Origin of the sequence: Hydrogenophaga sedimenti (assembly GCF_051857515.1) — a bacterium.
Classification (GTDB): Bacteria; Pseudomonadota; Gammaproteobacteria; order Burkholderiales; family Burkholderiaceae_C; genus Hydrogenophaga.
Map to the genome: position 1 here is coordinate 211,295 of NZ_JBPZHA010000006.1, position 15,535 is coordinate 226,829.

Below are 15,535 nucleotides of genomic sequence, written 5' to 3' on the forward strand. Positions count from 1 at the left end.
ATGGAAGACCAGGGTATCCAGGACGCCGCCATCTTCCTCATGTCCATTGGCGAGGAAGAAGCCGCCGAGGTGTTCAAGCACCTCTCACCCAAGGAAGTGCAGAAGCTGGGCGAAACCATCGCCGCGATGCGCACGGTCTCGCGCGACCGCGTCGAGCAGGTGATGGGCAAGTTCACCGACGAGGCGGCTTCGCAGAGCCTGCTGGTCAGTGACACCAACAACTACGTCAAGTCGGTGCTCAAGCGCGCGCTGGGCGACGACAAGGCCTCGCTGCTGATCGACCGCATCATGCAGGGCAGCGACGTCTCGGGCATCGAAAGCCTGAAGTGGATGGACCCGCAGTCGATCGCCGAGCTGCTGCGCAACGAACACCCGCAGATCATGGCGGCCATCCTGGTCCACCTGGACAGCGACCTGATCGCGGGCGTGCTCAAGAACCTGAGCGAACGCATGCGCAACGAGGTGATGCTGCGCATCGCCACGCTCGAAGGCATCCAGCCGACCGCCCTGAACGACCTCAACGAGGTGCTCTACAAGGTGCTGGCCGGCGGCGACAAGGTGCGCAAGACCTCGCTGGGCGGGGTGCAGACCGCCGCCGACATCCTCAACATGCTGGGCACGGCCATCGAAGGCACGGTCATCGAGTCGATCCGCGAACAGGACGCCGACCTGGCACAGAAGATCACCGACAAGATGTTCACCTTCGAGGACCTGCAGAAGCTGGACAACAAGTCGGTCCAGATGGTGCTCAAGGAAGTGTCGACCGACATGCTGGTCATCGCGCTCAAGGGCGCCAGCACCGAGCTCAAGGAACTCATCCTGGGCAACATGTCCAGCCGCGCGGCCGAAGGCCTGCGCGACGACCTCGAATCGCGCGGCCCGGTGCGGCTGTCCGAGGTCGAGGGCCAGCAGAAGGAAATCCTCAAGATCGTGCGCCGCCTGTCCGACGAAGGCACGATCGTGATCGGCGGAGGTGGCGATGACGGCTTCGTCTAAGACGGTGCCCAAGACCAGCCCGCACTCGCGCTTCATTCCGCGCGAGGAGATCGACGCGGTCTCGGCCTGGCGGTTTTCGGCCGTGGACGGCAGCGACGAGCTGCCCCCGCCTGCCGAGACCGAACCGGAGCCGGAACCGAACCTCCTGCTGGAGCAGGCGGTCGCCGAAGCCCGGCAGCAGTCTTTCGCCGACGGCTTCGCCCACGGGCACGACGCCGGCGGCAAGGAAGTGCGCGACGCGCTCGAAGCCGCGATGCGCCGCAGCACCGAAGAGACCGGCGTGCGCATGGGCCAGCTGCTGCACAACATGACCGACCAGCTGATCGGCTGCGAACAGAAGATCGCGCGCCAGATCCTCGACCTGGCCTGCGACATCGCGCGCCAGGTGGTGCGCCAGGAGCTGCAGTCCAACACCGGCCACCTGCGCGCGGTGATCGGCGAGTCGCTGGAGCTGATCGTCGAAGACGGTCTGCCGGCCACGGTGCGCATGCACCCGAACGACCTGTCGCTGATGAAGGACGCGCTGATGGACACCCTGGGCGAGAACGCGCCCGAGTTCGTGGCCGACGTCACGATCACGCCCGGCGGTTGCCTGGTGCAGACCCCGAGCGCGATCGTCGATGCGACGGTCGAGAAGCGCTGGTCGCGCGCGGTCGGCAACCTGGGGCTGGACACCCCCTGGGACGCGGAGGAAGACGATGAGTGAGCCGGACAACACCTGGGACCGGTTCATGACCGACCTGCGCACCGGCGCCAACGTGCAGACCCCGCTGGAGGTGCGCGGCACGCTCACGCGGCTGGCCGGCCTGGTGCTCGAAGCCGTGGGCCTGCGCGTGCCGGTGGGCTCGCAATGCCTGATCGCCAACGGCAAGCGCGAACCGGTGCTGGCCGAGGTCGTGGGTTTCTCCAGCGACCGCGCCTTCCTGATGCCGGCCGGCGACACCCGCGGCCTGGCCAGCGGTGCCAGCGTCACGCCGCTGGCGCCGTTCCGCCCGGTTCCGCGCCTGGGCCAGGTCAACAAGGTGCCGTCCCCGGGCGACCGCGGCCTGCTGCGCCTGCCGCTGGGCCGGGGCCTGCTCGGCCGCGTGGTCGACTCGCACGGCCGCCCGATGGACCACATGGGCCCGATCACCCACGTCGACATCGAGCCGATGGACCAGACGCCGCTGAACGCGATGGACCGCGACCCGGTGCGCGAACCGCTGGACACCGGCGTGCGCGCGATCAACGCCCTGCTCACCGTCGGCCGCGGCCAGCGGATCGGCCTGTTCGCCGGCTCCGGCGTCGGCAAGTCGGTGCTGCTGGGCATGATGGCCCGCTACACCAAGGCCGACGTGATCGTGGTCGGCCTGATCGGCGAACGCGGCCGCGAAGTCAAGGAATTCATCGAGGACATCCTGGGCGAGGACGGCCGCAAGCGCTCGGTCGTGGTCGCCGCCCCGGCCGACGCGCCGCCGCTGGTGCGCATGCAGGGCGCGGCCTACGCCACCGCGATCGCCGAACGCTTCCGCGACGATGGCCTGCACGTGCTGCTGCTGATGGATTCGCTCACCCGCTACGCCATGGCGCAGCGCGAGATCGCGCTGGCGATCGGCGAACCGCCGGCCACCAAGGGCTACCCGCCCTCGTGTTTCGCCAAGCTGCCGCAGCTGGTCGAACGCAGCGGCAACGGCCTCAACGGCAAGGGCTCGATCACCGCCTTCTACACCGTGCTGACCGAAGGCGACGACCAGCAGGACCCGATCGCCGACGCGGCGCGCGCCATCCTGGACGGCCACATCGTGCTCTCGCGCGCGCTCGCCGAATCGGGCCACTACCCGGCCATCGACGTCGAAGCCTCGGCCTCGCGCGTGATGCACAACGTGGCCAGCCCGCAGCACCTGGAGCTGGCGCGCAAGTTCCGCAACAACTACTCGCGCTACATGAAGAGCCGCGACCTGATCCAGCTGGGCGCCTATGCGGCCGGCAGCGACCCCGAGACCGACCGCGCCATCGTGCTCTACCCCGGCCTGCAGCGTTTCCTGATCCAGGACATGCGCGAGCCCGCCACCATGGCCGGCAGCCTGCAGCAACTGGCCGTGGCGCTGCAGGAAGACAAGCCGCATGCACGCGACGGCGCCGGCCTGCGCGGACGCACCCACCACAACCCGTATGAAGGAGCCCAGGCATGAACAAGTTGCAGACACTGCACAAGGTGGTGGACCTGGCGGCAAAGCGCCGCGACGACGCACTGCTGGCACTCGGCCAGGCCCAGCGTGAACTGCAGGCGGCGCAGGACCAGATGAACCAGCTGCGCGCCTACGCCGACGAAGCCCTGGGACGCTGGGCCACGCGCAGCACCTCCGGCGGTGTCGACGCCGCCCTGCTGCACCACCACCGCCAGTTCATGGAAAAGATCACCCACGCGATCGAGTTCCAGAAGTCGGTGCAGCGCAGCCGGGAAGAAATGGTCGAGCGGGTGCAGGCCCAGGTCTATGCGGCCGAGCGCGACGTCGCCGGCCTGCGCAAGTACGCCGAACGCCAGCAGCAGGCCATCGACCTGCGGGTGATGCGCCAGGAGCAGAAGTCCACCGACGAGATGGCCCTCACCATCCACCTGCGCCAGAGCCGTGCCCAGGCCCAGGGGCTGCGGTCATGAGCGCCGCCGGGCCGTTCCCAAGGCGCTCAGCCCCGCAGTGCGCAGCACGGAGGATCGTCCAATGAGCACCGCTCCCGCCTCCTCGCACGCGAGCACGACCGGTGCCGGCCACGCCGCCGGCGCACGCGCCGCCCACGCGGCCGCCCGCAAGCCCGGCGCCCACGGCACCGGCACCGACCACTTCTCCATGCTGCTGTCGCTGCTCAGCGCCAGCGACGCCACCGGTCTGCCCGCGCTCCTGGGCAGCGCCGACGGCAGCGCCACACCGTCCGCCACCGATGCCCTGGGCACAAGCATCGACCCGAACGCCACGGCCGCCGACGGCAGCCACCTGGCGGCGGTGATGCAGTGGATGGGGCTGCCCCAGGGCAGCGCCAAGCGCGGCGCCGCCACCGATGCCGACACGGACACCGGTCTCGACGCCAGCGGCGGCCGGGCCGGCAAGGGCCACGGCCTCGCGGGCGGCCTGTCCGGGCCGATCGGCGCCGACGGCGCCCGCACGACCGGCCAGGGCGACCCCTTGCCGGCCGGCATGCAGCTTCTGACCCAGGCCGAAGCGCCCGACAGCGCCACGCTCGCGGCCCTGGCCGGGTCGACCGGCGGCATGGCGGTCGAAACCGCGACCCCCGACCAGGCGGCCGCCGCCAGCCTCGCGAATGCGACCAGTGCCAACGCGGCCACCGGCGCCACGGCCCACCAGGGCGCTGGCGGCGCCAGGCCCGGCGCCCACGCCCCGGCCGGCGCACATGCGCAGGCCAACCCGGTGGTGTCCACCCAGGCCCTGCAGCAGGCACCGGTGTCGGTGCAGATCGAGCGCCTGCAGAACCGCGGCGACAACACCGCCGTCGCCAGCACCCGCTCGACCGTGACCCTGGACGAACGCTTCAGCGCCAGCACCCCGTCGGGCGACGCCCTGGGCGCCGGTGCGGCCAGCAGCGCCGCCGCCACCGCGCCGGCCTCGACCGGCGCCGGCTCCTCGGGCGGCGACCTCGCGGGCCAGAGCGGCCACGGCGGCCAGGACACCGGCGCCGCGACCTCGTCGTCCGGCGGCGACAGCAACAGCCACAGCGGCAACCCCGACGACGGCGCCCTGTGGGCCGCCGAAGAACGGGCCCAGAACGAAGAACGCCTGGACGCCTGGACGCCTTCACCGCCCCGACCCTGCACGAAGCCAAGCTGCGCGTGGGCGACGAGGGCAGCGATGCGATCGACATCCGGCTCTCGCTGTCCGGCCAGGAGCTGGACCTGGGCTTCCGCACCGACAGCGCCGAGGCGCGCGCGGCGCTGGTCGACCACGCCCAGGGCTCGCTGGGCGAACTGCTGCAGCGCAGCGGCATCCAGCTCGGCGACGTCAGCGTCGGCGCCCAGAACGGCCAGGGCGCCGGCAGCGATGCCCGCCACACCACCAGCCGCAGCGGCCCCGCGGGCCGCGTGGAGCGGTCGGGAGCGGCGGTTTCCGAGGCCCCGATCACCCCCCTGCGCCCCCGCACCGACGGCAACCGGCCGCTCGACACCTTCGCCTGAGAACCGCAAACCGGGGCCGCAGCGGTCCCGAATAGCCGGTTTTCCGGGCGCTATTCCGGGCTACGCCTCGGGGGTCCGACTCCAATAATTCCTCCACAGCCCACCGTTTCCAGCGGTGTGCACCGCCCCCGTCGGGGCGACCTTCCGGAGGAATTCCATGTCTGCTGCCGCCGCCACCGCCGATGCCGAAGCACCGGCCAAGCCCAAGAGCAAGAAACTGCTGTTCATCATCATCGGTGTGGTGGTGCTGGCCCTGATCGGGGGCGGCGCCGCGTTCTTCCTGTTGAAGAAGAAACACGCCGACGAAGAAGGCTCCGACGGCGCCGAACCGGGGGCACACAAGACCGAGGCCCACGCGCCAACGCCCAAGCGCGATCCCAAGGTGCCACCGACCTTCCTGCCGCTGGACAGCATGGTGGTCAACCTGGCCGACCCGGGCGGCAACCGCTTCGCGCAGATGGGCATCACCCTGCAGCTGGCCGACGCCCACACCGGCGACGAGATGAAGACCTACATGCCCAGCATCCGCAACGGCATCCTGATCCTGATCTCGCAGCGCACCGCCGACGAGCTGCTCAAGGCCGAAGGCAAGCAGGCACTGACCTACGACATCATTGCCGAGATCTCCAACGTCATGGGCTACGAATACGAGCACCCCGAGGCCGAACCCGAGGCCGACGCCAAGGGCAAGAAGAAGAAAAAGCGCGAGGTCAACAACCCCATCGAGGGCGTGCTTTTCTCCAGCTTCATCGTGCAATAACACCGACAACGGGCCACCGCCATGTCCGAATCGTTTCTGTCCCAGGAAGAAGTCGACGCGCTGCTCGAAGGCGTGACCGGCGAGAGCCAGAAGATCGAGAAGGAAGAGCCAGCGACCGAAGGGGTGCGCGGCTACAACCTCTCGAACCAGGAGCGCATCGTGCGTGGGCGCATGCCCACGATGGAGATCGTCAACGAACGCTTCTCCCGCAACCTGCGCATGGGCCTGTTCAACTTCATCCGCAAGAGCCCCGAGATCACGGTCGGCCCGGTGAAGGCGCAGAAGTACAGCGCCTTCCTGCGCGAGCTGGTGGTGCCGACCAACTTCAACATCATGTCGGTGCGCCCGCTGCGCGGCAACGGCCTGGTGGTGTGCGAGCCGACCCTGCTGTTCGGCGTGATCGACAGCCTGTTCGGCGGCAACGGCAAGTTCAAGACCCGCATCGAAGGACGCGACTTCTCGCCCACCGAGCAGCGCGTGATCGCGCGCCTGATCGAGGTCGTCGCCGACGAATACAAGAAGGCGTGGCAGGGCGTGTATCCCCTGGAGCTGGTCTACCAGCGCTCGGAAATGCAGCCGCAGTTCGCCACCATCGCCACCGCCAGCGAGATCGTCGTCACTACCAGCTTCTCGCTGGAGATCGGCGACCTGACCGGCTCGCTGCACGTCTGCATCCCCTACGCCACGCTCGAACCGATCCGCGATGTCCTGTACTCGACCGTGCAGGGCGATGCGATGGAACTGGACCGCCGCTGGGTGCGCCTGCTCTCGCACGAGATCCAGGCCGCCGAGCTGCAGCTGGTGGCCGAGCTGGCCCGCACCGACGCGACCATCGAACAGCTGCTGGCGATGCAGGTCGGCGACTTCCTGGAGCTTGAACGCGCCCCGTCCATCCAGGCCAAGGTCGAAGGCGTGCCGCTGTTCGAGTGCCAGTACGGCACCCACAAGGGCAAGTACGCGCTGCGGATCGACCGCAAGCTGCGCGGTTCCGAGATGACCTGGCTGGGAGACAACTATGTCCACTGACACCACCGACACCATGAACCAAGACAGCATCGCCGACGACTGGGCGCAGGCCCTGGAAGAACAGGCGTCGTCCGGCGCGACGGTCGACGCCGCGCCCGCGTTCGACGCCCCCAACGCTCCCTCGGCCAACACCGCGCCGCCCGGCGGCAGCAACGCGACGCAGGACATCCAGATGGTGCTGGACATCCCGGTCCAGCTGTCGGTCGAACTCGGCCGCGTGAAGGTGCCGATCAAGTACATCCTGCAGCTGGCGCAGGGCTCGGTGGTCGAACTCGACGCGCTGGCCGGCGAGCCGATGGACGTGCTGGTCAACGGCTACCTGATCGCCCAGGGCGAGGTGGTCGTGGTCAACGACAAGTTCGGCATCCGCCTGACCGACATCGTCACGCCGTCCGAGCGCATGCGCCGGGTGAGCAAGAGCTGAGGACCGGTTGATGATCCAGAACGCCGCTCCCGCCGTGGTGCTGCTCATCCTGATGGTGGGCATCGCCTGGCTGCTGCAACGCTACCGCCGCCACCTGCCCGGTGCCGCGCGCCGCGCCGGCCCTGCGATGCAGGTGCTGGGTTCGGTCGCGCTCGGCCCGCAGCAGCGCGTGGTCACGCTGCAGGTCGGCAGCGGCGAGACCAGCGTCTGCCTGGTGCTCGGCGTCTCGCCCGGCAGCGTCACCGCGCTGCACCAGATGCCCCTGCCCGCCGTCGCCGACGAGCCGGCCGACACCACCCCGCCCGCCACCGGTTTTGCCGCGCGGCTGGCCCAGATCCGGAAGGGCGGCCATGCGGCGTCCTGACCTGCGTTCCCTGCTGCGTGCCGCGGCACCCGCACTGATCGGCGCCCTGCTGTTCGCCGCACCCGCCTGGGCCCAGCAGAGCGGCAACGGCGCGCTGCCCATCGTGGTCGGCCAGGGCGCGGGCGGCACCAGCTACTCGGTGCCGATCCAGACCCTGCTGTTCTTCACCGCGCTGAGCTTTCTGCCCGCGGTGCTGCTGCTGATGACGGGCTTCACCCGCATCGTCATCGTGCTCTCGCTGCTGCGCCAGGCCCTGGGCACGCAGTCCGCGCCGCCCAACCAGGTGATCATCGGCCTGTCGCTGTTCCTCACCCTGTTCGTGATGGGTCCGACGCTCGACAAGGTCTACACCGAGGCCTACGAGCCCTACACCACCAACAAGATTCCGTTCGACCAGGCGCTCGACCGCGCCCAGGGCCCGATGCGCGAGTTCATGCTCAAGCAGACCCGCCAGAGCGACTTCGAGCTGTTCGCCCGCCTGGCCAAGCTGCCGGCCGAGGTCAAGGCCGAGACCGCCCCGTTCCGCGTCATCGTGCCGGCCTTCGTCACCAGCGAACTCAAGACCGCGTTCCAGATCGGCTTCATGATCTTCATCCCCTTCCTGGTGATCGACATGGTGGTCGCCAGCGTGCTGATGTCGCTGGGGATGATGATGCTTTCGCCGGTGCTGGTCGCGCTGCCGTTCAAGCTGATGCTGTTCGTGCTGGCCGATGGCTGGAACCTGCTGCTGGGCTCGCTCGCCGCGTCCTTCGCCACTTAAGGAAAACCATGGACCCCCAAGCCGCCCTCACGATGGGGCAGAACGCCCTCTACATGGTCCTGATGCTGGCCGCGCCCGTGCTCGGCGCGGTGCTGGTGGTGGGCCTGCTGGTCAGCCTGTTCCAGGCCATCACCCAGATCCACGAGGCCACGCTGTCCTTCGTGCCCAAGCTGATCACCGCGATCGCGGTGTTCGCAATCGCCGGTCCCTGGATGCTCACGACCCTGGTCGAGTTCATCCGCAGCACGATCATGGCGATCCCCAACCACGCGATCTAGATGGAACACCCCCTGCGCCGCTTCGCGTCTCCCCCCTCCAGGGGGGCGGCGCTGGCGGCCCGGCAAAGCCGGTTCCGCGGCGCCCCTGATCACAGACACACCGCTCCGGGACCTGGTCATGTTCACGTTCACGTTCAGTGAGGCCGACATCATGGCGCTGGTGGCGCCGGTGTTCTGGCCCTTCCTGCGCATCCTGGCGGTCTTCTCCAGCGCACCGATCTTCTCGGCCCGCTCGGTCCCCATGCGCAGCCGCGTCGCGCTGGCCATGCTGGTCGCCATCTGCGCCCAGGCCGCCCTGCCGACCGACCAGCCCGTGGTCGGTCTGGCCGACGCCAAGGCCATGGGCGTGGTGCTGCAGCAGGTCGTGATCGGCGTGGCCATCGGCCTGGCCGTGCGCATCGTGTTCGCGTCGGTCGAACTCGCTGGCGAAATCATCGGCCTGCAGATGGGCCTGAACTACGCCGGCTTCTTCGACCCCACGACCAACCAGAGCACCAGCGCCGTCGGCCGCTTCTACGGCAACTCGACCATGCTGCTGTTCGTGATCCTCAACGGCCACCTGATGGTGCTGCAAGCCGTGGTCGCCAGCTTCGAGACCTTCCCCATCGGCACCGACGCCTTCGAGGTTGTCGCACGCATGCGCCTGCACGAACTGGGCTCGGTCGTGTTCCGCTACGGCCTGTGGATCGCGCTGCCGATGGTCGGCATGCTGCTGTTCGTCAACGTATTGCTGGGCGTCATCTCGCGCGTCGCGCCCCAGATGAACGCCTTCGCCATCGGCTTCCCCATCACCCTCACCGTCGGACTGCTCGGCATCGCCGTCACGCTGCCGATGATGGAAGGCCCGGTGGTCGCGCTGATGAAGCTGGCGACCGGGATGTTCATCGGCGGGTGAGCCGGGCGCTCACCGCGACAGCACGTACGCCACGATGGCGTTCGCATGGCCGTGGCCCATGCCGTGCTCGCTCTTGAGCCAGGCCACCATCTCCATGTGCTTCATGCCCTTCAGTCCGGCCACCAGGTCCAGCCAGTGGGCGATCGGCTGGCCATACTTCTTTTCGATCGAGGGGAAGTACGAGGCCGGGCCTTTGGGTTTGTCTTCGGTTGCCATGTGGATTACTCCTGTTACTCCCAGTGCAGGTCCCGCAGCTTCCAGTCAGTGCCATCGAGCACCCACTGCAGCTGCACCGCATAGGGCGACGCCCGTTCGGGAATGAGGCCCTGAGCCCCGGTGAACACGACCTGCGCGTCGGTGATGCCGACCTCCGACCCCGGCGGTTCGATGCGGCTGCTGCGCGTGACCGCAATCACCTTCACATGGGCATAACGCAGGAACATCAGCGCCATGGTCTTGCGCGCCCACTCGGTGTCGTGTTCGTCCTGGGCGCGAAAGTGCGGGTCCAGCAGGGCCAGCACCGCCTTGCTGTCTTTGGCCTCCAGATGGTCCTGCAGCCGCTGGACGGCGGCTTCGAGGGCTTTCAGAGGATCGGGTTTTCCGCAGGCGGTGAGCAGGCCGGCGGAGATGGCGAGCAGGGTGAGGGAGACGGTGCGGCGGTGCATGGCTAATCAGTCCTTGCGGCACGCCAAAAGAGCTTCCACCCGGTCACCGCTCCAACACAAAGACATGTGCATAGAAGGAGCAACCGGGCAAAGTCACTGCTCTCGTGACCCAGAAATTTTTCCAGTAGTCCAAGGATCACGAGAAACCAAATCAATCCGACAGCCAGTGTTGTGCCCAGAACATACAGTGCTTTCAACATATGCCGGACTGCCTTCGACTTGCGGTTGCAGGTCTCAAACCAGGCTGTTCCGGATCGCGTAGACCGTCAGTTCGGCGTTGTTCGCCAGGTGCAGCTTCTCCAGCACGCGGGCGCGGTAGACGCTCACGGTCTTGGGGCTGAGCATGAGCTCGTCTGCGATCTCCGAGAGCTTCTTGCCCGAGGCGATCTTCTGCAGGGTCTGCAGTTCGCGCTCGGACAGGCTGGCGTGCAGCTCCTCGCTCTCGGGCGCGTTCAGGTTGTCGACCAGCATCTGTGCGACGTCGGGCGTGACGTACTTGCGGCCCTGGTTGACGGTGCGGATGGCGGCGATCATCTCGGCCGGCTCGCCCGCCTTGTTGAGGTAGCCGCGTGCGCCGGCGCGCAGGCAGCGGATCGCGTACTGGTCTTCGGGGTACATCGAGACCACCAGGGTCTTGACCGGCGAGCCCTCTTCGCGCAGCGCGGCCAGCACCTCCAGCCCGCCGCGGCCGGGCATGTTGAGGTCGAGCACCAGCACGTCGCACTCCGTCTTGCGCATCTGCTCGCGCAACTCGGGATAGCTGCCGGCCTCGCCGACGACCTGGATGTCGACCGCCTCCGAAATCGTGTCGCGGATGCCGCGCCGCACGACGGCATGGTCGTCGCACAAGATGACCTTGATCATTTTTCTTCTTCCCTGTGTGTGTGGTCCGCGTCGTTCACCTCGCCGTCCAGTGGCACCGACAGGATGACCGAGGTGCCGCGCGGCGATGAACTGATGTCGAGCCAGCCGCCGACCTTGGCAGCGCGCTCCTTGAGTCCCAGCAGGCCGAAGGACTTGGCCTTGCGCAGCGCGTCGGCGCCCATGCCCTGGCCGTTGTCGCTGACTTCGAGGGTCAGCACGCCTTCGCGGTCGTCCAGGTCGATGTCGACCTGGGTCGCGCGCGTCGCGTGTTTGGAGACGTTGGTCATGGCTTCCTGCGCCGTTCGGTAGGCGACCAGCTGCACCTCGCGCGGCACGTCGATCTGCTCCGCCGACCGCCGCACGATGACCCGCACGCCGCTGCGTTTCTCGAAGCCCGAGGCCAGCCACTGCACCGCAGCGACCAGGCCCTGGTCAAGGATGGGCGGGCGCAGGTTCATCATGATGCGCTGGCTCGCGCCCAGCGCGTGCTGCAGCATTTCCAGCGCGGTGTCCATGTGCTGGCGCACGTCGTTGTCGAGCGCGGGGCGGCGGGCGATCCACGAGAGGTCGAGCTTGACGGCCGCGAGGGCGCCGCCGATGTCGTCGTGGATTTCGCGGGCGATGTCGGCCCGCTCCTGTTCGATGCTGGTCTGCAGGTGTTCGGCCAGTTCGGCCAGTCGCCGCTGCGATTCGGCCAGCTCGGCGTCGGCACGGCCCTTGGCGCGGCGGGTCTCGCTGACCTCGATGGCGCGCTCGATCACGTGGGCCGCCCGGTTCATGCTGTCCTTGAGCAGGTAGTCGCTCACGCCGCGGTGCATCGCCTCGACGGCCGCGGCCTCGCCGATGGCGCCCGAGAGGATCACGAAGGGCAGGTCGTGCCCGCGCTCGCGCATCCGGTCCCAGGCGTCCAGCCCCGAGAAACCCGGCAGGTGGTAGTCGGCCAGCACGATGTCGTACTTGCCGCTGTCGAGTTCGCGCTCGAAATCGTCCAGCGTGTCGACCAGAAAGATCTCGTTGGGCAGGCCGCTGCGCTGCAGGGCGAACTTGACGAGGGCGTGATCCACGCGCGAGTCCTCCAGGTGAAGGATGCGGACCGGACGGGCTTCGGGGGTATCGGACATGCCACTCGCAGGGATGGGGGCCGTCAATGGCCGGATTCCACAGGGATCGAATTGGCGCTGAATTCGGGCCGTTATCTGCCGATACAGCTGCTCTCGGACCGAGAAAATTGTACTGCCCCGACGCGCAATGGCTTCCGACAGCCAGGCCTGTCGGCACTGAGAACCAAGGACCTACCCATGACGCCGCAAACTTCGCCGTCTGTCTCCCTGCCCGTGAACCTGGTGGCCGACCTCCAGGACTCCCTGCTGATGGCGATGACCGACCTCAAGCGTCTGGAGGGGCTGCTGGACCACGCGACCGGCAACCTGCTGGAGCGCTTCTCCACCGCCAACCACGCGCTGGGCAACCTGGCGGTCCACAAGGACACCGACGATCTGCTGAGCATCCGCCACAGCCTGCACCAGGCCGTGACCGAGCTGCAGTTCCACGACATGGCAACCCAGCTGATCGTGCACACCGGCAAGGTGCTGCAGGGCTGCGCCTGGAAGCTGGCCGACGAAACCATGGAGGCCGAGGAAGGCGAAATGCCGATCACGCCGGACCCCATGCCCGACCGGCCCAGCCCCGTGACACAGAACGAGATGGACGCCGGCTCCATCGACCTTTTCTAAAGCCGCCCACCCGTTTGCCGATATCGGTTCGAACCACGGAGAACCCTCATGCAATCCATTCTTGCCGTCGATGACTCGGCTTCCATGCGAAAAATGGTGTCTTTCACCCTCACCGGCGCCGGATTTCACGTCGTCGAGGCGGTCGATGGCCAGGACGCCTTCGAGAAGGCCCAGACCCACCACATCGATCTGGTGCTGACCGACCAGAACATGCCGCGCCTGGACGGCCTGGGCCTGACCCGCAAGCTGCGCGACCACCCCAAGTTCAAGACCACGCCGATCCTGATCCTGACCACCGAGTCCAGCGACCAGATGAAGCAGGCCGGCCGCAGCGCCGGCGCGACCGGATGGCTGGTCAAGCCGTTTGATCCGGGTCGTCTGATCGAGGTCATCCAGAAAGTCATCCGCTGACACGCAGCCCGGCACACCGAGGCCAAGGAGTTTTTCATGGGTGAAACGATGCAAGAAAGCACGTCGGCCGGTGGCAACATCGACCTCAGTCAGTTCTATCAGATCTTCTTCGAGGAGGCCGGCGAGAACCTGGAACAGATGGAGCAGATGCTGCTCGCGCTGGACCTGGAACAGGCCGACGACGAAGAGCTCAACGCGATCTTCCGCTGCGCGCACTCGATCAAGGGCGGCGCCGCCACCTTCGGTTTTGCCGACGTGGCCGAGCTGACGCACCAGATGGAGTCGCTGCTGGACAAGCTGCGCCGCCACGAACTGCAACCCACGCCGCCGATGGTGGACGTGCTGCTCGAATCGTCCGACGCGCTCAAGCTGCTGCTGGCCCGCCACCAGGGCCAGGGCGTGGAGCCGCCGGCCACCGCCGACCTGGTCGCCCGCATCAGCGCGCTGGCCCACGGCGAAGGCGCCGGCGCCCCCGTCGTCGCCCATGCGGCACCGGCGCCGGCCGCAGCCCCGGTGGCCGCCGCGGCCCCCGCGGCCGACGGCGAACGCCATCTGGTGATCCGCATCGGCCCGCTGGAACACCCCGAGCAGGCCGACGGCATCGTCGAGCTGTTCCGCGACATCTCCGGCCTGGGCCGCATCGAGGCCCTGCCCGGCGACGACCCCAAGGTGCGCGCGTTCGACGTGTTCACCCGCTCCACCGACACCGATCTGCTGGACCTGTTCACCTTCCATGTGAGCAAGGAGCAGATCCAGATTGCCGCGCCCGGTGCGTCTGCGCCCGCCGCGGGAGCCGCGCCGGCCCCGACCGGGATCGCCGGCGAAGGCACGGATTTCGGTTTCTTCGACAACGCGCCCGGCACGCCCGGTGAAGCCCCGGCCGCTTCGGTCGCCGAGGCACCGGCCGAAACGGCGCCGGTCGAGGTCGCGCCGGCCCCCGTGCCCGCCGCACCAGCCAAGCCGGCCGCCCGCGCCGACGCCCGTGCGCCCGCCCAGGCCGGCCTCGAATCGAGCACCCTGCGCGTGTCCGTCAGCAAGGTCGACCAGCTGATCAACCTGGTCGGCGAACTCGTGATCACCCAGGCCATGCTGGCGCAGAAGAGCCGCGAGCTCGACAGCACCGTCAACCAGCAGCTGCTGGCCGGTCTGGTCGACCTGGACCGCAACACCCGCGACCTGCAGGAAGCGGTGATGTCGATCCGCATGATTCCGATGTCGGTGGTGTTCAACCGCTTCCCGCGCATGCTGCGCGACCTGGCCGCCAAGCTGGGCAAGAAGGTCGAGCTGATCACCCACGGGGAAGCCACCGAACTCGACAAGGGCCTGATCGAGAAGATCACCGACCCGCTGACCCACCTGATCCGCAACAGCTGCGACCACGGCCTGGAATTGCCCGAAGAGCGTCTCGCCAAAGGCAAGACGGAGAACGGCAACATCACCCTCTCGGCCAGCCACCAGGGCGGCAGCATCCTGATCGAGGTGCGCGACGACGGCAAGGGCCTGTCGCGCGAAAAGCTGCTGAAGAAGGCGCGCGAAAAGGGCATGGACGCGCCCGATTCGATGAGCGATGCCGAGGTCTGGAACCTGATCATGGCACCCGGTTTCTCCACCGCCGAAGTGGTCACCGACGTGTCCGGCCGCGGCGTCGGCATGGACGTGGTCAAGAAGAACATCGCCTCGCTGGGCGGCACGGTCGAGATCGACTCCGCCGAGGGCTACGGCATGAGCGTCAAGGTGCGCCTGCCGCTGACGCTGGCCATCATGGACGGCATGAGCGTGCGCGTCAGCGACGAGACCTACATCCTCCCGCTGTCCTCGGTGATCGAGTCGTTCCAGGTCAAGGCCAGCGACATCAACACCGTGGCGCAGGGTGCGCAGCTGGTGAAGGTGCGCGACGAATACATGCCGGTGATCGAGCTGGAGCGCGTCTTCAGCGTGCCGCGCTTCGAGTTCAACGGCGACAGCCCGATCATGGTCGTGGTCGAGGCCGACGGCTCCCGCGTCGCCCTGATGGTCGACGAACTGCTGGGACAACAGCAGGTGGTGATCAAGAACCTGGAGTCCAACTACCGCCGCGTGCCCAACGTGTCGGGCGCCACGATCCTGGGCGACGGCAAGGTCGCGCTGATCCTGGACACCTCCGGTCTGGTGCGCCGTTCGCGCCACTGATCCCGGTCCACCACCGACACAGGACCCA

20 protein-coding genes are annotated in these 15,535 nt (G+C 68.0%); 15 read left to right on the forward strand and 5 right to left on the reverse strand.

Annotated elements, in window-relative coordinates:
* The 4 genes from fliG to fliJ are packed head-to-tail and all read left to right on the forward strand — an operon-like array spanning window position 1 to window position 3,634.
* Window positions 1–996 (forward strand): flagellar motor switch protein FliG, encoded by a 996-nt coding sequence (fliG, locus tag ACS5NL_RS12160; RefSeq protein ID WP_439354084.1) that lies wholly within the window; start codon window positions 1–3, stop codon window positions 994–996.
* The gene (locus tag ACS5NL_RS12165) at window positions 980–1,702 is read left to right on the forward strand and encodes a FliH/SctL family protein (protein ID WP_439354085.1); all 723 of its coding nucleotides are present in this window, start codon (window positions 980–982) and stop codon (window positions 1,700–1,702) included. The genes fliG and ACS5NL_RS12165 overlap by 17 nt, the downstream gene beginning before the upstream one ends.
* Window positions 1,695–3,167, forward strand: a complete 1,473-nt coding sequence (fliI, locus tag ACS5NL_RS12170) for a flagellar protein export ATPase FliI (RefSeq protein WP_439354086.1) — start codon at window positions 1,695–1,697, stop codon at window positions 3,165–3,167. The genes ACS5NL_RS12165 and fliI overlap by 8 nt, the downstream gene beginning before the upstream one ends.
* Window positions 3,164–3,634 carry a flagellar export protein FliJ gene (fliJ, locus tag ACS5NL_RS12175; RefSeq protein WP_439354087.1) on the forward strand — a complete coding sequence of 157 codons (471 nt, stop codon included), beginning with the start codon at window positions 3,164–3,166 and terminating at the stop codon, window positions 3,632–3,634. Before fliI ends, fliJ begins: the two co-directional genes overlap by 4 nt.
* On the opposite strand, the gene ACS5NL_RS12180 is transcribed toward fliJ, so the two are convergent.
* Window positions 3,629–4,708, reverse strand: coding sequence for a hypothetical protein (locus ACS5NL_RS12180; RefSeq protein ID WP_439354088.1), 1,080 nt, complete (start codon window positions 4,706–4,708; stop codon window positions 3,629–3,631). The two genes, fliJ and ACS5NL_RS12180, sit on opposite strands and share 6 nt — an antisense overlap.
* 108 nt (window positions 4,709–4,816) lie before the next feature.
* Between ACS5NL_RS12180 and fliK the strand changes: the two genes are divergently transcribed.
* The 8 genes from fliK to fliR all read left to right on the forward strand — a co-directional run bounded on the left by fliK (window position 4,817) and on the right by fliR (window position 9,665).
* Complete coding sequence (gene fliK, locus ACS5NL_RS12185; protein ID WP_439354210.1) at window positions 4,817–5,158, forward strand: flagellar hook-length control protein FliK; 342 nt, start codon at window positions 4,817–4,819, stop codon at window positions 5,156–5,158.
* A gap of 157 nt (window positions 5,159–5,315) precedes the next feature.
* Window positions 5,316–5,918, forward strand: a complete 603-nt coding sequence (locus tag ACS5NL_RS12190; protein ID WP_439354089.1) for a flagellar basal body-associated FliL family protein — start codon at window positions 5,316–5,318, stop codon at window positions 5,916–5,918.
* A 21-nt stretch (window positions 5,919–5,939) separates the two neighbouring features.
* Window positions 5,940–6,944 carry a flagellar motor switch protein FliM gene (gene fliM, locus ACS5NL_RS12195; protein WP_439354090.1) on the forward strand — a complete coding sequence of 335 codons (1,005 nt, stop codon included), beginning with the start codon at window positions 5,940–5,942 and terminating at the stop codon, window positions 6,942–6,944.
* Window positions 6,934–7,368: a flagellar motor switch protein FliN gene (gene fliN / locus ACS5NL_RS12200; RefSeq protein ID WP_439354091.1), complete on the forward strand. Its 435-nt coding sequence runs from the start codon at window positions 6,934–6,936 to the stop codon at window positions 7,366–7,368. The genes fliM and fliN overlap by 11 nt, the downstream gene beginning before the upstream one ends.
* A 10-nt stretch (window positions 7,369–7,378) precedes the next feature.
* The gene (locus tag ACS5NL_RS12205) at window positions 7,379–7,732 is read left to right on the forward strand and encodes a FliO/MopB family protein (protein WP_439354092.1); all 354 of its coding nucleotides are present in this window, start codon (window positions 7,379–7,381) and stop codon (window positions 7,730–7,732) included.
* Entirely contained in the window at window positions 7,719–8,492 is a 774-nt protein-coding gene (gene fliP, locus ACS5NL_RS12210; RefSeq protein WP_439354093.1) for a flagellar type III secretion system pore protein FliP, read from the forward strand. Before ACS5NL_RS12205 ends, fliP begins: the two co-directional genes overlap by 14 nt.
* Before the next feature lie 8 nt (window positions 8,493–8,500).
* Complete coding sequence (fliQ, locus tag ACS5NL_RS12215) at window positions 8,501–8,770, forward strand: flagellar biosynthesis protein FliQ (protein ID WP_439354094.1); 270 nt, start codon at window positions 8,501–8,503, stop codon at window positions 8,768–8,770.
* Between the two features lie 118 nt (window positions 8,771–8,888).
* Window positions 8,889–9,665: a flagellar biosynthetic protein FliR gene (fliR, locus tag ACS5NL_RS12220; protein WP_439354095.1), complete on the forward strand. Its 777-nt coding sequence runs from the start codon at window positions 8,889–8,891 to the stop codon at window positions 9,663–9,665.
* A gap of 9 nt (window positions 9,666–9,674) precedes the next feature.
* Here the strand turns inward: fliR and ACS5NL_RS12225 are convergent, their stop codons facing one another.
* The 4 genes from ACS5NL_RS12225 to ACS5NL_RS12240 all read right to left on the reverse strand — a co-directional run bounded on the left by ACS5NL_RS12225 (window position 9,675) and on the right by ACS5NL_RS12240 (window position 12,315).
* Window positions 9,675–9,881: a DUF4287 domain-containing protein gene (locus ACS5NL_RS12225; RefSeq protein WP_439354096.1), complete on the reverse strand. Its 207-nt coding sequence runs from the start codon at window positions 9,879–9,881 to the stop codon at window positions 9,675–9,677.
* Window positions 9,882–9,895: 14 nt separating this feature from the next.
* The gene (locus ACS5NL_RS12230) at window positions 9,896–10,330 is read right to left on the reverse strand and encodes an outer membrane protein assembly factor BamD (RefSeq protein ID WP_439354097.1); all 435 of its coding nucleotides are present in this window, start codon (window positions 10,328–10,330) and stop codon (window positions 9,896–9,898) included.
* Window positions 10,331–10,564: 234 nt separating this feature from the next.
* Window positions 10,565–11,194 (reverse strand): response regulator, encoded by a 630-nt coding sequence (locus ACS5NL_RS12235; RefSeq protein ID WP_439354098.1) that lies wholly within the window; start codon window positions 11,192–11,194, stop codon window positions 10,565–10,567.
* Complete coding sequence (locus tag ACS5NL_RS12240; protein WP_439354099.1) at window positions 11,191–12,315, reverse strand: hybrid sensor histidine kinase/response regulator; 1,125 nt, start codon at window positions 12,313–12,315, stop codon at window positions 11,191–11,193. The genes ACS5NL_RS12235 and ACS5NL_RS12240 overlap by 4 nt, the downstream gene beginning before the upstream one ends.
* A 177-nt stretch (window positions 12,316–12,492) precedes the next feature.
* Between ACS5NL_RS12240 and ACS5NL_RS12245 the strand changes: the two genes are divergently transcribed.
* The 3 genes from ACS5NL_RS12245 to ACS5NL_RS12255 are packed head-to-tail and all read left to right on the forward strand — an operon-like array spanning window position 12,493 to window position 15,507.
* Complete coding sequence (locus ACS5NL_RS12245) at window positions 12,493–12,927, forward strand: hypothetical protein (protein WP_439354100.1); 435 nt, start codon at window positions 12,493–12,495, stop codon at window positions 12,925–12,927.
* Window positions 12,928–12,975: 48 nt separating this feature from the next.
* Window positions 12,976–13,338 carry a response regulator gene (locus tag ACS5NL_RS12250; RefSeq protein WP_439354101.1) on the forward strand — a complete coding sequence of 121 codons (363 nt, stop codon included), beginning with the start codon at window positions 12,976–12,978 and terminating at the stop codon, window positions 13,336–13,338.
* Window positions 13,339–13,374: 36 nt separating this feature from the next.
* The gene (locus ACS5NL_RS12255; RefSeq protein WP_439354102.1) at window positions 13,375–15,507 is read left to right on the forward strand and encodes a chemotaxis protein CheA; all 2,133 of its coding nucleotides are present in this window, start codon (window positions 13,375–13,377) and stop codon (window positions 15,505–15,507) included.
* Window positions 15,508–15,535 lie beyond the last annotated feature (28 nt).